Origin of the sequence: Parasaccharibacter sp. TMW 2.1888 (assembly GCF_023167265.1) — a bacterium.
Classification (GTDB): Bacteria; Pseudomonadota; Alphaproteobacteria; order Acetobacterales; family Acetobacteraceae; genus Bombella; species Bombella apis.
The window spans coordinates 1,549,529-1,564,244 of the sequence record NZ_CP030979.1; the positions used below are offsets into that span (position 1 = coordinate 1,549,529).

The 14,716-nt window shown below is 52.7% G+C and carries 9 protein-coding genes and 1 tRNA gene; 7 read left to right on the forward strand and 3 right to left on the reverse strand.

Features of this window, described 5'->3' with window-relative positions; genetic code table 11:
• Positions 1-62: 62 nt before the first annotated feature.
• Positions 63-491: an EamA family transporter gene (locus DTQ13_RS07075; protein WP_043561539.1), complete on the reverse strand. Its 429-nt coding sequence runs from the start codon at positions 489-491 to the stop codon at positions 63-65.
• 339 nt (positions 492-830) lie between these two features.
• On the opposite strand from DTQ13_RS07075, the gene DTQ13_RS07080 reads away from it, so the two are divergent.
• The 4 genes from DTQ13_RS07080 to DTQ13_RS07095 all read left to right on the forward strand — a co-directional run bounded on the left by DTQ13_RS07080 (position 831) and on the right by DTQ13_RS07095 (position 8,878).
• A complete protein-coding gene (locus DTQ13_RS07080; RefSeq protein ID WP_248460423.1) occupies positions 831-2,231 on the forward strand; it encodes a carbohydrate porin in 1,401 nt (466 codons plus the stop codon).
• Between the two features lie 10 nt (positions 2,232-2,241).
• Entirely contained in the window at positions 2,242-3,408 is a 1,167-nt protein-coding gene (locus tag DTQ13_RS07085) for a hypothetical protein (RefSeq protein WP_043560787.1), read from the forward strand.
• A 10-nt stretch (positions 3,409-3,418) separates the two neighbouring features.
• Positions 3,419-4,615: a Dyp-type peroxidase gene (locus DTQ13_RS07090; RefSeq protein ID WP_248460424.1), complete on the forward strand. Its 1,197-nt coding sequence runs from the start codon at positions 3,419-3,421 to the stop codon at positions 4,613-4,615.
• Between the two features lie 525 nt (positions 4,616-5,140).
• The gene (locus DTQ13_RS07095) at positions 5,141-8,878 is read left to right on the forward strand and encodes a hypothetical protein (protein WP_248460425.1); all 3,738 of its coding nucleotides are present in this window, start codon (positions 5,141-5,143) and stop codon (positions 8,876-8,878) included.
• Positions 8,879-9,245: 367 nt separating this feature from the next.
• Here the strand turns inward: DTQ13_RS07095 and DTQ13_RS07100 are convergent.
• Together DTQ13_RS07100 and DTQ13_RS07105 are read right to left on the reverse strand one after the other, a co-directional pair.
• Positions 9,246-9,322, reverse strand: a tRNA-Arg gene (locus DTQ13_RS07100).
• Positions 9,323-9,392: 70 nt separating this feature from the next.
• Complete coding sequence (locus tag DTQ13_RS07105; RefSeq protein WP_248460427.1) at positions 9,393-10,373, reverse strand: alpha/beta fold hydrolase; 981 nt, start codon at positions 10,371-10,373, stop codon at positions 9,393-9,395.
• 97 nt (positions 10,374-10,470) lie between these two features.
• Here DTQ13_RS07105 and polA point away from each other — a divergent pair, with 97 nt between their 5' ends.
• From polA to DTQ13_RS07120, 3 genes are read left to right on the forward strand one after another with little or no spacing between them, the layout of a single operon-like run.
• Complete coding sequence (gene polA, locus DTQ13_RS07110; RefSeq protein ID WP_248460428.1) at positions 10,471-13,251, forward strand: DNA polymerase I; 2,781 nt, start codon at positions 10,471-10,473, stop codon at positions 13,249-13,251.
• Positions 13,252-13,286: 35 nt separating this feature from the next.
• Positions 13,287-13,949 (forward strand): SCO family protein, encoded by a 663-nt coding sequence (locus tag DTQ13_RS07115; RefSeq protein ID WP_043561521.1) that lies wholly within the window; start codon positions 13,287-13,289, stop codon positions 13,947-13,949.
• An 18-nt stretch (positions 13,950-13,967) separates the two neighbouring features.
• On the forward strand, positions 13,968-14,645 hold the full coding sequence (locus DTQ13_RS07120) for an HAD family hydrolase (RefSeq protein WP_103765371.1): 678 nt from the start codon (positions 13,968-13,970) through the stop codon (positions 14,643-14,645).
• Positions 14,646-14,716: the final 71 nt, after the last annotated feature.

The window sequence follows — 14,716 nt, forward strand, 5'->3', positions numbered from 1 at the left end:
AAACGGACCTGCCCTCTGGGTGGGTCCGTTTTTTTGTGGCGACTGATAACGGGGAGAAAGGTCTACCCCAGGGAGACCAGAATGGCTCCCAGCCCGATGAACAGGACTCCCAGCCAGCCCTTGAGGGAGAGTTGCTCCCCGAGGACGGTGACACTGAGTATGGCCACGAAAACAACGCTCAGTTTGTCAAGGGGGGCAACACGGGCAGCATCGCCCAGCTTTAGGGCACGGAAATAGCAGAGCCATGAGGCCCCCGTCGCCAGACCGGATAATAGCAGGAACAGGCAGCCCCGCATGTTGAAGCCTCTGGTCTCGTGAAATTTGCCTGTAATCAGCAAGATCATCCCCAGTACGCCGAGTATGACCAGCGTGCGGATGAAGGTGGCCAGGTCGGAATCAATGTTGTTGACGCCAATCTTGGCGCACAGAGCTGTCAGTGCAGCAAAAACTGCTGAAAGCAGAGCCCAGAAGACCCATGAGGTGGAAAGCATGATGATGTGTCCTCCTGATATTGTGGCAGAGACGTTCTGAAAGATGATCGGATGGGCCTGCGGGCTGTCTTCGTGTTTCAATCATGGTGGGGAGTAGACATCATGGCAATTCTGCTTCTTTGACGGGAGGGGAATGGGCTGTTCAGAGTGCTGGTAACGTCTTTCAATTGCGAATGAGAATCAATTTTTAATTGAATCGAAAAATTTTTCCGATATCAATAATAAGAATCATTAACAGTTATCGGAGCCGCCATGCCCACCCTTACTTTCAGAAGGCTGTTCACCCGGTCCCGTTATTGTGCTGTGCAGGTTGCAGTGATTGGCCTGCTCTCGTTTTTTATGGGAACTACAGCTCAGGCCCGTGCCCCCGTGGTCAATCTGGGCAATGCCGCAGCGGCAGGGGATGAGAGTGCAGACGGCCTCTTCGGGTTTCTGTCAAACTGGAAACGGGATTCCAACCTGCTCGGCAGCATGTGGGGCCTGCGGACAGCCATGGGGAAGGCGGGGCTGGTTTTTGCCCTTCAGGAGACGTCGGAGATTTTCGGCAATGTCACGGGCGGAACACGGCGGGGAGCCGCCTATGACGGCCTGACTGTTGCGGTGCTGCAACTGAATACGCAGCGGGCCTTTGGCTGGTACGGCGGTACCTTTCAGGTCAGCATGGAACAGATACATGGGCGCAGTCTCAGTGATGACAATCTTCAGGTGGCCCAGACCATCAGCGGGATCGAGGCAGACCGTTCCACCCGCCTGTGGGAAATGTGGTTTGACCAGAAATTTCTGGACCAGCAGGCTCTGGACATAAAGATTGGCCAGCAGAGCCTGGACCAGGAATGGATGGTGAGCAGCAATGCGCTCGTGTTTGCCAACACCATGTTCGGCTGGCCCATGGTGCCTTCGGCGGACATGCCCGGTGGCGGACCGGCCTATCCGCTCTCCTCACTGGGGGTGAGGGCGAAATACTGGATGGCCACACCATTGTATGTGCAGGCTGGCGTGTTCAGTGGCAGTCCTGCTCATAATGTCAGTGTGGATGCTCAGAAGAGCAATCCATCCGGGACGAGTTTCGTGTTGAACCGGGGTGTGCTGGCTCTGGTGGAGTTCCAGTATGTCTATCCCGCCCTGGGGGCCATGGTCTCGCCAGATCAGGCCGATGCGCTCTCACGGGTCTATCGCATCGGGGCCTGGTATGATTCCGAGCCTTTTGCGGACCAGTACTGGGACAACATGCACGTGCCGCTTGCGTCTCCGGCCAGCAGTGGCGTGGCCCGCCGTCACCGTGGCCTTTTCAGCCTGTATGCGGTGGTGGACCAGATGCTGTGGCACAGCCATTACGATCCCAACCGGACATTCAATGTCTTTGGCCGGGCGATGGGGACGCCGCAGTCCGACCGTGCGCCCAACGATTTCAGCCTGAATTTCGGCTTCACGTTCAAGGACCCGCTGCCATACCGGCAGGATGACACGCTGGGGCTTGCCATGGGCTACACGCATTTCAGCAAGGCGCTGGCCAAATTTGACAGGGCGACCCGGTTCTACAACGGGAGCTACATGCCGTCCCAGAGCGGGGAAACCTACATGGAGCTGATGTATCAGTGCCAGATGACAGGCTGGCTCCAGCTCCAGCCGGACTTCCAGTACATTTTCAATCCGTCAGGTGGGGTGCCGAATACTCTTCACCCTGACAGGCGCGTGAAGGACATTGCCGTCCTTGGTCTGCGTGCGATCATTGCCCTGTAGGAGGTGCTTCATGAAACAGTTTCTACGCAGAGTTCTGCCCGGCCTGGCCTGCTTCGCTTTCGCTGCCGTGTTTGCTCCACAGGGAGGGGAGGCTGCTCCGAAGGGGTTTCTGGAGACCATTCGCCGCCATGCCATGCTGGCTTCCACAAGTCCGGGCAATGGCGATCTCAATCCCTATGCGATCTATCTGGTGCCGCAGGACATGGGCAGCCTGAAGAAGGATGAGGTGCTCATCACCAACTTCAACAATGTGAACAATCTTCAGGGAACCGGCACGACCATCGTGGCCTATTCGCCCGTGACAAAAAACATACGCCTGTTTGCCAGTGCTCCGGCCAATCTGGCGGCCTGCCCGGGGGGGATCGGCTTCACGACGGCCCTGACGGTGCTCAAGGCGGGCTGGGTCATTGTCGGTAGCACGCCAAGCAAGGACGGGACAACAGGCACGAAGGGGGATGGCTGCCTTCTGGTTTTTGATGCCAACGGAAAATTCGCCACGGCGTGGAAAGGACCGGACATTACGGGGCCGTGGGGGAATATTGCCAGCATTGATAACGGAGACACGGCCACGCTTTTCATCTCCATGGCGGCGGCGGGTCTGCCAAGTCCCTATGTTCTGGACCCGGCAACGCATTATCCACCCATCCTGCACAATGCGACGGTCATGCGTTTCAATCTGCATGTTCCGCCGGGTAAGCCCCCTGTGCTGGACAGACAGTCAATCATAGCGACCGGGTTTGCCGGTCGTGCCGATCGTGACAATTTTCTTTTTGGGCCAACCGGACTGGCTCTGGACAGTGACGGCACGCTGTATGTCACGGATGGCTATGATGAGGAGGTCACGGCCATTGATGATGCCGTGAACCGCACGACCCCCGTGACACGTCAGAATGATGCCGTAGGGCGCATCATCACCAGAGGGCAGCTGCTCAACTGGCCACTGGCGATGATCTGGGTGCCGGGGCATCACCTGCTGGTGGCCAACGGGCGCAACGGGCAGGTTGTCGAGATAGACCCCGTGGCGAAGAAACAGCTCTATGCCCAGTGGGTGGACAATGACCAGGCCCAGCAGCCCCCGGGCAATGGCGATCTGTTCGGTCTGGCGATGACCCCTGACAACAGGGGATTCTATTATGTCGAAGATGACATGAACACGCTCAATGTTGCCCTTCCGTGAAAGTAGAACCATGACATTTTCTCTTTCCCGCCGCACTCTTCTGGGGGGGGCGCTGGGGCTGGCAGGGCTGGAGCTGATGCGCCCCGCCACCAGCCTTGCGATGGCCTCTTCCCTGCGTCATCAGCCCGGCATCATGCTGCCGCAGCTGCCGTTCCTGTATTTCATCACGTTTGATCTCACGGCGGAGAAGAAGGCCGATGTGGCCGACATGATGAGGGCATGGACGGAGGCCGCCGAGGCCCTGATGGCGCACCGGCCCGCCCCGCATCTTGTTGATTCCGGTGATGTGGATGGTCTGGAGCAGGCGAGCCTGACCCTGACCTTCGGCTTCGGGCCGGGGTTGTTCACGAAGGAGGGGAAAGACCGGTATGGTCTTGCGGACCGGCGTCCGGCTCCGCTGGCCGACCTGCCCCGCTTTACGGGGGATCAGCTCGTTCCGGCCCATACGGGAGGTGATGTCTGCATCCAGAGCTGCGCGACGGATCCGCAGACGGCCTTTCATGCCATCCGCATCCTGGCCCGTCTGGCGGATGGCAGGGCGACCCCACGCTGGGCACAGACCGGTTTTTCACCGGAGTTTGGCCGGCATCAGACACCCCGCAATCTGATGGGCTTCAAGGATGGCACCATACAGCCCGATATAGCCAATCCCGCCGTGGCGAAGCGGGTCCTCTGGGCAGCTCCGACGGACGAACCGTGGATGCAGGGGGGAACCTATCTTGTGGCCCGCATCATCCGCATTGCCCTGGAGCATTGGGACCGTACGAGGACGGGCTTTCAGGAGGAGACGATGGGGCGTCAGAAGCAGAGCGGTGCCCCCATTGGTGGCCATCATGAATATGAACCACTAACGCTGAAGCAGACGGATAAAGACGGTAACCCCATTACGCCTGAAAATGCACACGCCCGCCTTGCCGCCCCGCAGGAGAATGGTGGTGCGGAGCTGCTGAGGCGGTCTTATTCCTATGATAACGGTTTGAGCTACATTGCCGAACGCTGGCCCCCGTGGCGGCAGGGCAACGAGTTTGACGCCGGGCTGATGTTCCTTGCCTATCAGCAGGACCCCCGCACGGCCTTCACCAAGATATTCGAGCGCATGTCGAAATTCGACATGATGAACCAGTATACGACCCACATAGGCAGCGGCCTGTTCGCCTGCCCGGGGCGTCTTGATGGCCATTACATAGGTCAGGAGCTGCTGGGGTGAGGGGCTGGTTCCCCCTTTGTGTGGGGAGGCTCCAAGACTGAGGCACAATCTGGAGGGTAAAGTTTCCATGGCGGGTTGAGTGTGGGGGGTTGTAGAGTGTTCTCTGGGATGTGAGATGGGAGGGGTTATTTTGTATTGGCTGACGATGTATACGTCTCTTAAAGTGAGAATTATTCTGGCGTGGAGGTAGATTTCTAGTGTCAAGAAAGTGATTTTGTCAAAATTTTTAATGGATTTTACAAGTGTATCCCCAGCTTAACTTATACTATTTTTGTACTTTCATTAAAGTTTCGATTTTTAATTTATTCGATGATGAATTATATTTTATTTATGCATGGGCATCTTCATTTCGGAATCAATAAACGTATCGGCACTATAAATGCTCCCAATGTCTGTTTTTTCTTGTTCTTTTGGAGGGTGATGCGTGTGGAGCCGGACATGAGAAATGTGTTAGGTCATGTTGCTGAAAATGGAGCTTTGAGACCACAGTGACGACTGTGAGTCTATGGCTGGAGAGTAAAAAATATGATTGATGAAAATTGTTGTGATTTTGATGTTTCTTTGGTTTCGCTGAAACCTGCCTACATAGAAGAGGAACATGGCACATATGTAAAAGCACTTGAGGAAGCTCTCAAGAATAAGGAAAATCTTAATATAGCTTTATCCGGTCCTTATGGAACGGGGAAAAGCAGTATTCTAAAGAAATTTACAGCAGGTAAGAATGGTGTAATTGAGTTGTCTTTATCCACTCTATCTTTATCTGGGAAAAGTACATATGAGAAAATAAAAGAAGGTAATATTCCAGATAATGAGGAGCAAGCTACTTTGCCTCCACAAGCAATGACGCTAACAAACCAGATTCAGAAAGAGATTGTCAAGCAGCTTTTATATAGAGAAAGTCCTAAAAAGGCTTCTGCATCACGTTTCAGGCGAATTGAGCGTTTTCAATGGATGAGATGTATATTCATATCTTTTTGGGCAAGCGTGATATTAACCGTTATTTTTTTTCTTGCGGGGTGGCTGGAGAAAATTCTAAAGGAGTTTCCTTTATTATATGCATATAAACCTTTGTCATATGCGGTATTTCCATTTATCTTTTTTGTTTCTATATTTTGTCTGTTTAAGATTTTTGATGGACGAATTAGAGTAAAGCAGTTATCAGCAGGATCAGCTACTGTTTCATTGGATGAAAATTCTGCGTCGTATTTTGATCAATATCTTGATGAGATTGTCTATTTTTTTGATCCTTCTAACAAGGATATAGTAATTTTTGAGGATATCGATCGTTTTGATGACTGTCATATTTTTGATACGTTACGTTCATTGAATACATTGTTAAATAATTCTCCTCAAATAAAAAAGAATATTAGATTTATTTATGCTGTAAAGGATAGTATCTTTGAAAGGAGAGAAGGTGAGATGGATTTGGACGGATTTGTTCATAAGGAAGCGGTCAACTCTAATAGAACAAAATTTTTTAATATAATCATTCCTATTGTCCCTTTCGTGACATATTTGACATCCAAGAGTCTTGCAAAAGATATAATTGATGAGAAAATTAAAGATCATAAGATTGATAATAAGTTGATCAATATAGCCATGTCAGCCATCCCGGATATGAGGTTACTAAAGAATATATTGAATGAATTTATTGTATTCAGAAAAATGATTTTCTCAGGAGGTGGTGAAGCTCTTAAATTGAAGGATAATGAGCTTTTTGCGATGGTTGTGTATAAAAATACTCATTTAGAAGATTTTGAAAACATACGCTTTAGAAAAAGCAGGATAGATGATTTGTATAGGATGAGCCGTGAATTTATTAATAGACGCATAAATTTGAATGCTACTAAGATAAAAGAGATGAGAGATAATTTGGATAAAATTGAAAATTTAGAAGGGAATAGTGTGCGGCTACATGATATAATAAAAAAATACATAGAAAATGTGGGGCAGGATATGGGTGTTTCTGTGAATGTTAAGAATTTTACTGTTGGTAGTGTTCATCATTCTATGGATGAGATGAAATCTTCTAAATTCTGGATGGATATTGAACAGGGGGCTTATAATCTTGTCTGGGAATGTAATGAACGTATAAGTAGGTCAGCTTATCTAAGTCATTTTGAAGAATTAAAAATAAATCTATCGAGAGATCGTATCTGTGATTTGGTAGGGCGTGAGGTGGATTTTCTAAAGTTGATGGAGTTGGATAGAGAGGATCTGGAAAAGGAGATAGAGAAATTAGATAAAGAAAATAGATATTTGAATGTATGTGACTTTCATGAATTGATAACTTATTCAAGTTCTATGGAGGTCTCCAATGCGGAGGAAGGTGACAAAGATTTTATAACAGAAGTTCGTACACTATTGCAGAGCAAGCTGGCTTATCAACTTGTCGAGCACGGCTATGTTGGACGCAATTTTTCTTTATATACGACCCGTTACCATGATTCCTATTTTAGTTCCAATGCAATGAATTTTATCATCCATCATATAGAGTGTGACGTTATGGATGAATATTTTCACCTGGATCATTGTGATGTTGAGAATATCATTAATGATTATAGGGATGAAATTTCCTCAAAATATTCTTTTTATAATATTGATATTCTAAAATATCTTCTAGATAAGGAAGAGAATGCTTTAGATATTATTTCTAGAAAATTGAGTATTCTAGGAAAACATGAAAAAAAGTTTCTTAATTCTTATTATAAGTCAGATTCGGTGACGAATGAGGACAAGATAAAACTTGCTCAAAAACTGGCTAAATTCTCATCTGAGATTATTTTTCACTTCATAGGTGGAGAGGACTTTAACAATAACATTCGGATAATTTTAATAAATGGGATATTGTCCGACATATCTTGTCTCAAAGAGCAAAGCATAGATGAATCTGTGGCAGATTATTTTTTGGAAAATTATGATAAATTTTCTGTTCTGTCTGGTAGAATGTCTCATGAGAATGCTGAGAGTATTTCTCAACTCTATAGGAGAGCTAAGGTATGTGTGCCTGCATTGCGGTATCTTGGTGAGGAACTTCAGAAGGCTTTCGTAAGGAAAAATATTTATAAGCTTACATGTGAAAATATTTCTTTAGCCGCAGACCTTTCAAAGGATAGTATTTCACTTAATAGAATTAGAAGAAATAATAAGGAAGTATATGATTATGTATTGTCCAAAATTTCCGAGTATATTGAAGTTATCAAGGGGAAAGTTTTTTCTATAGACAATAATGAGTCTTTTGTTGAAGTAATTAGAGAGCTTTTTTCTTATAATGTTTCTTGCCTTAAAGATGTATTAATTAATGTTCATGATAGTTGTGTGGTGGAAAAAATAGAGTCTCTTCCTGATGATGTCTGGCCCCTTTTGGCGGAAACTGGAAGATTTCAACCGAAACTTCATAATATCTGTTTATATGTTGGAGAAAATGGAGAAGTGGATGAAAATCTTGCTTCTTTACTTAAGGCCAAAGAGGGTATATCGGAAGTTGAAGTGATAGATGAGAATAATTCTGACGAAGGGGAAACGAGGCGTGAAAATATAGCATATCGTATTCTTAATTGTCCTGATAATTTCTTTTCATCCGACTTGCGGACGAAATTGGTCTCTGATTTGAAGTTAGGAAAGTATCTACAAGTTGATAAAATTGTCTCACGAGACAACAAGCTCTTTGGATGGCTGATTGAGAGGGATATTATTGCTGATGATGAAAAATCTTATGAACGACTCTCTCAAATGGAATGGTCAGCACGTTCTGATTTCATAAGTAAGTCCAAGAATTTTTGGTCGTATATGACTCCTGATCTCGTTGCAGGAGATCTAACTCAACTCTTTAAAGATAAGAAAATTCCATCGGATATTAAAAAGTATATTGTCCAGAACACAGAAAACTTCATGGAAGTTTTTGATGGATCTTCCTGGGAGGAAGTAATAAAATATGCTCATGAAAAAAATATTCCTATTGTTGGAGCAGTATTGGAAAGGGCTGTACATAGCCTTGAGAGGATTGATAGTAAAATTTTTGTAGGACTCTTGGTAAGAGTGATTGATCAGGTTGGAAAAGATGTTTTCTTGCGTATTCTGTGTGGTTTAGGGGGTGTTTATCTTCAGCTTTCTGATGAAAGTACCAGTAGGCTTCGTATTGAGGACAGTAAGGAGAACATTAAAATATTAGAGCGTCTTCGGAATGAAAATATTGTAAGTTCTTGGAAAAAAGCGGAGAAAGACAGCATAAAGGTGTATAAGAAACGAATGAGAAATTCATGATAGGTAAATATCAAGATCAAGAGATGGGGTTTATATCCATAACATATGATTATACCCTCTAACTCTTATCAGATGGTGGGATTGTTCCTTTAAAAGGAGCATAAATTTTACTTTATATGGGACTTGCTGATCAGCCGCTGTAAGGAATGTCGTTTGGATTGACTTAAATAATAAGTTTATTCTTCAGTGCTGTTTTGCTTGTTCTCGTTAGAGGATTCCTTTGTAGGAATGAATGATCGAGGCTATTTTTCTTCAGAATCATTTTCGATCTGATCAAAAAATACCATGGCTTAGTTCAAATCGGATCAGTTCCTTGTGGAGTGATGCCGGACTCGACGGTAAAATGCCAGAAAATTGGGAAAATCCTTGGTGGACCCGGCGCGATTCGAACGCGCGACCTTTGCCTTCGGAGGGCAACGCTCTATCCAGCTGAGCTACGGGTCCCTGTTGGCGGTACTTTTAACGGCAAGTGGCGTGCTTGCCTAGCCCTTGCGGCACTCTTTTTTCATCCATGTCAGCGTGTCTGTTCCAGCCAGAGCCACATGGTGGCGGCACTGTCCCCGCCAGAGGGGAGAAAACGGTCAGGCCGCTCGATCCATGAGATGATGTCCCTGGCCGGACGGTCCTGCGGTTCACGGGTGATGAGATGATACCCACGGGGCAGCTCATCCAGCCGGAAGAGGGATGGCGGAGCCTGCCGTATCAGCCGACGTGTGGCAGAGGCGGGGACAAACTGGTCCCTGTCTCCCCAGATGAGCAGGGTCGGTATCTGTACGAAGGGTGCCTGCTCCAGCGCACGGGCCATCAGATGCGTCAGCCCTCGCAGGGCGTGCACGTTCGTGCCGTGGCGTGTCAGCGGGTCGAAGAACATGCGGCGCATGGCCCTGAGATTGGCCGTGGCGACATGATGCCCCGGCATATGCGCACCCGTCAGCCGTGCCTGTGGCGTGATGAGGTTCCAGCCTTCCAGAAGGGTCTGCCACGGCTCACCAATCGTCATGATGGCCGGGGCCAGAAGGATCAGCCCGTCAGGGCGGGGAGCCGTCAGGGCCGTGCTGGTCAGGAGGGCAAGGGCACCCCCCATGCTTTCCCCCATCAGATGGAGGGGCTGGCCGGGCCAGTGCTGCTGGCACCAGCGGGCTTCCTCCACGGCATCGGCAACCATCCTGTCGGTCGTGCTCCATCCCCCCTTGGCGGGGAATTCGCCAAAGCCCCGCACGTCCGGTGCGACGATGAGAAAGCCCGCCCTGTTGAGGGCCGGGGCCATGACCTCCCAGGCGTCCCGGCTGTCTCCAAAGCCATGAAAGGCCAGAATGACACCACGCTGGGGAGCAGTTGCCGGGTAGAGCCGTACCGGTGCCCTGCGGCCATCGGAGAGGGCAACCGTCACGCTGGCAGGGACGTAAGCCGCCTCGGCCGGGCGATGGGGCAGGCTTCGGGGGGCTGGGGGTGTCTGGCATCCTCCAATCAGGCCCATGAGCAGAAATGCGGACATGACGGACAGGGAGCCGTTTTTAAAACGGCGGAAATCGGCTAGAGAAGAAAGCATCTGCAAGACTGATCTGCCAGCACGGGCAGGGGAGAAAGACGGCGTGACGTCAGAAAACACACATCTGGTTCTGGTGGATGGTTCGGGGTTCATTTTCCGTGCCTTCTTTGCCATTCCCCCCATGAGCAGCCCGGAGGGTGTGCCCGTCAATGCCGTCTATGGCTTCACCAACATGCTCTCCCGGCTCATCAAGGAGCATGAAGGCCAGCCGATGGCCGTGATCTTCGATGCAGGCCGCAAGACCTTCCGTAACGACATTTACCCTGATTATAAAGCCCATCGCCCCGAACCGCCGGAAGACCTGCGCCCCCAGTTCGACCTCATTCGTCAGGCGACCGACCAGTTCGGGATTCCGGCCATCGAGCTGCCGGGCTGGGAGGCGGATGACCTGCTGGCGACCTATGCCCGCCTGGTCGTGGAGCAGGGCGGCAGCTGCACCATCATCTCGTCAGACAAGGACCTGATGCAGCTTGTCCGCCCCGGTGTTTCCCTGAAAGACCCGATGAAGCAGAAGCCCATCGGTCTGGCCGAGGTTGAAGCCAAGTTTGGCGTCACGCCGGACAAGGTGGTGGATGTGCAGGCCCTCATGGGGGATTCCACCGACAACGTGCCGGGCGTGCCGGGCATCGGCCCCAAGGGAGCGGCGCAGCTGATCAATGAATATGGATCGCTGGAGGCCGTTCTGGCAGCAGCCCCCGGGATGAAGCCTTCCAAGCGGCGGCAGAATCTGATCGATCACGCCGAAGGTGCCCGCATCTCCCGGCAGCTTGTCCTGCTGGCGGATGATGTGGCCGTGCCGACACCTGTCGATGAGCTGCGGCCCCGTGAGCCGGACGCCGAAATGTTGCGGAGCTGGCTGGAGAGCATGGGGTTCTCTTCCATTCTCCAGCGCATGGGCTTTGGCGGCAAGGCCCGTCATCCGGCACAGCGCAGGCCCGAGGCCAGCCCGGCCTCAGCTGCGGCAGAGGGGCAGGATGCCGGGGAGATACTCCGCAGTGAGGCTCCTTTCGGTCCCTATGAGACCGTCACGGACAGGGACACGCTGGCCCGGTGGATCGACGCCGCCCGTGCCGCAGGACGTGTGGCCGTGGATACGGAAACAACCGGCCTGAACGCCCGCACGGCCGAAATTGTTGGCCTGTCTCTGGCCGTGGCTCCGGGCAGGGCCTGTTATGTGCCGTTCCGTCATGAAGGCACGCTGGAAGCTCCCGTGGGCGACCAGCTGGACGTGAAGGCCACGCTGGATCAGCTGGCCCCGCTGATGGCCGATGAGGCCGTCCTGAAGATTTTCCAGAATGCAAAATATGACCTCACCATCCTGCGGCAGGCCGGTCTGGAGGTCATTGCCCCGCTGGATGATACAATGCTGCTGTCCTACGCCCAGTCCGCCGGGGCGCACGGGCAGGGCATGGATGAACTCTCCCGCCTGCATCTGGATCATACCCCCATTCCCTATGATGACGTGACGGGCAAGGGGCGCAACCGGGTGCCTTTCACGCAGGTGCCGCTGGATAAAGCGACTGCCTATGCAGCGGAAGACGCCGACGTGACGCTGCGCCTCTGGGAGGTGCTGCGTGTGACGCTGCCCCGCCAGAAGGCGGCGGCCCTGTATGAGGAAATGGAACGCCCGCTCATCACCGTTCTGGAGCGCATGGAGGAAGCTGGCGTGCGGGTGGACGCCGATGAGCTGCGCCGCCTGTCGGAGGATTTCGCCACCCGCATGGCGGAGATGGAACAGGGGATTCATGACCGTGCGGGGCGGCCCTTCAACATCGGGTCGCCCAAGCAGCTGGGGGAAATCCTGTTTGATGAGATGGGCCTTCCCGGTGGCAAGCGCACCAAGACAGGTGCCTGGGGCACGGATTCCCGTGTGCTGGAAGAGCTGGCCGAGCAGGGCCATGATCTGCCGACGGCAATCCTGAACTGGCGGCGTCTGGCCAAGCTGAAATCCACCTATGCGGATGCGCTGCTCAAGCTGATGGACCCGAAGACCCAGCGTGTGCATACCACCTTCCAGATGACGACCACGACCACGGGGCGTCTCTCCTCCAACGAGCCGAACCTCCAGAACATTCCCATCCGCACGGAGGAGGGGGCACGCATCCGTCAGGCTTTCGTGGCGGCTCCGGGGCACAGGCTTCTGTCTGCCGATTACAGCCAGATCGAGCTGCGCCTTCTGGCCCATGTGGCACAGATTGAGCCACTGTTGGATGCCTTCCGTCACGGGCAGGACATCCATGCCCGCACGGCGTCCGAAGTGTTCGGCATCCCGTTGGAAGAGATGGACCCGCTGACAAGGCGACGGGCCAAGGCCATCAATTTCGGCATCATTTACGGCATTTCGGCCTTCGGGCTGGCCCGGCAGCTTCAGGTGCCGCAGGGTGAGGCCAAACGCTATATCGAGGCCTATTTTGACCGCTATCCCGGTATCCGGGATTATATGGAAAAGATGAAGGAAGAGGCCCGGGAGAAGGGTTATGTGCTGACCCCCTTCGGTCGCCGCTGCTATGTGCCGGGAATCACGGCAAAGCAGGCAGCGCAGCGGTCCTATGCCGAGCGTCAGGCCATCAATGCTCCCCTGCAGGGTGGAGCGGCGGACATCATCAAGAAGGCCATGGTCACCCTGCCGGACCGTCTGGCCGAGGCCGGGCTGAAGGCCCGGATGCTGCTTCAGGTACATGATGAGCTGCTTTTTGAAGTCCCGGAAGCCGAGGCTGAGGAGACGGTGGCCCTCGTGAGGGAGGTCATGGAATCCGTGGCCAGGCTGGATGTCGCTCTTTCCGTGGAAACGGGGCTTGGCCAGAACTGGGCTGAGGCGCACTGATGCAGCCGGACAGGAATGAGGAGACAGGAACAGACATGACGGACCGTTCGAAGACCGGGGCAGGCCCGGAAACTGACCCGAAGAAAACAGTCGTCCGTCGGGCCGGGCTGGTCGTTCTGGGGCTGATCCTGCTGGCAGGGCTGCTGGGCTATGGTGGTTACTGGCTCTCCACAGGGGCGGATGAAGGGGCACGGGTTCACGCACAGGGCAATGTGGTGGGCGGCTCTTTCCGGGTCTTTTCCCTTGGTGGTGGCATGGTGACGGAAGGTGATTTCCGGGGCTCATGGACGGTCGTCTGGTTTGTGGACCCACGCTGCCCGCCGGAACGCTGCCAGCCTCCGCTCAAGGCTCTGGACCAGACCCTCGTGACGATGAAGCAGAAAGGCCAGCCTGTCCTGCCTCTGGTCGTCTCGCTGGATGCCCGGGCGGAAGACCCGGACACGCTGAAGGACTATGTGATGGGCGTAGCCCCGCACATCTTCCCGGTTTTTGCGACCCCGAACATGACACAGGCCATGACACGCCTCTACCATGCGCCCTATGCGCTGGAGCCGGGGCAGAGTTACTATCAGTCGGCTCCATCTTTTGTGGTCATGACACCGGAAGGACATTACGCTGACACGCTGCCCGTGACGGATGATGCAGCTGGTCTGACGGCGGGCCTGGAACAGATCATGGCCCGTTCAGGACAGAATTGAGAGCAAGGAAGAGCCCACATGCTACGTTACCCCATTCTTCTGCTGGATTATGACGGCACTTTGGCCGAGACCCGCCCTGCCATCCTGCGGAGTCTGGAGGAGGCCTTCACGGATATTGGCCGGACGCCACCGCCCCGTTCCTACCTGAAGGAGCGGCTGGGCAAGGGGGATGCGCTACAGGGGTTCTATCAGAGCATTGTGGATGAAGGGGCCTCCATGGATGAGGCCCAGCGTTATGTGGCTGCCTACCGCCAGCGTTATGCCCAGGCGGATGAGGAAGAAACCTATCTGTATGACGGAGCCCATGAGGTGCTCCAGATTCTCCAGGGGCGGGGCTACAGGATGATTGCCGTAAGCAACAAGCACGGCCCGACCCTGCGTCACAGCCTTGCCCGGTTTCAGCTGGAGCCGTTTTTTGAGGCGTCCATCGGTGCTGAAGAGGGGCTGCCCCGCAAGCCGGAGAAGGAGGTTTTCACGCAGCGTCTGGCCCATATGCTGCCGGGCTGGGGGGCGGAGCAGTGCCTCATGGTGGGTGATACGACAGCGGATATCGGGTTTGCCCAGACCCTTGGCATGGATGTCTGCTGGGCCAGTTACGGTCACGGTGTGGCAGAGGTTTGCAGGGAGATGAAACCTACCTATCAGTTTGACAGCTTGTGGGAACTGCCGAATCTGCTGTCAGAAACGGAAAGCTGACAGAACCCGGCGGACAGGTTCATACGGAACAGGCCCGGCTCATTTTCATGGGCCGGGCCTGTTTTGCAGGT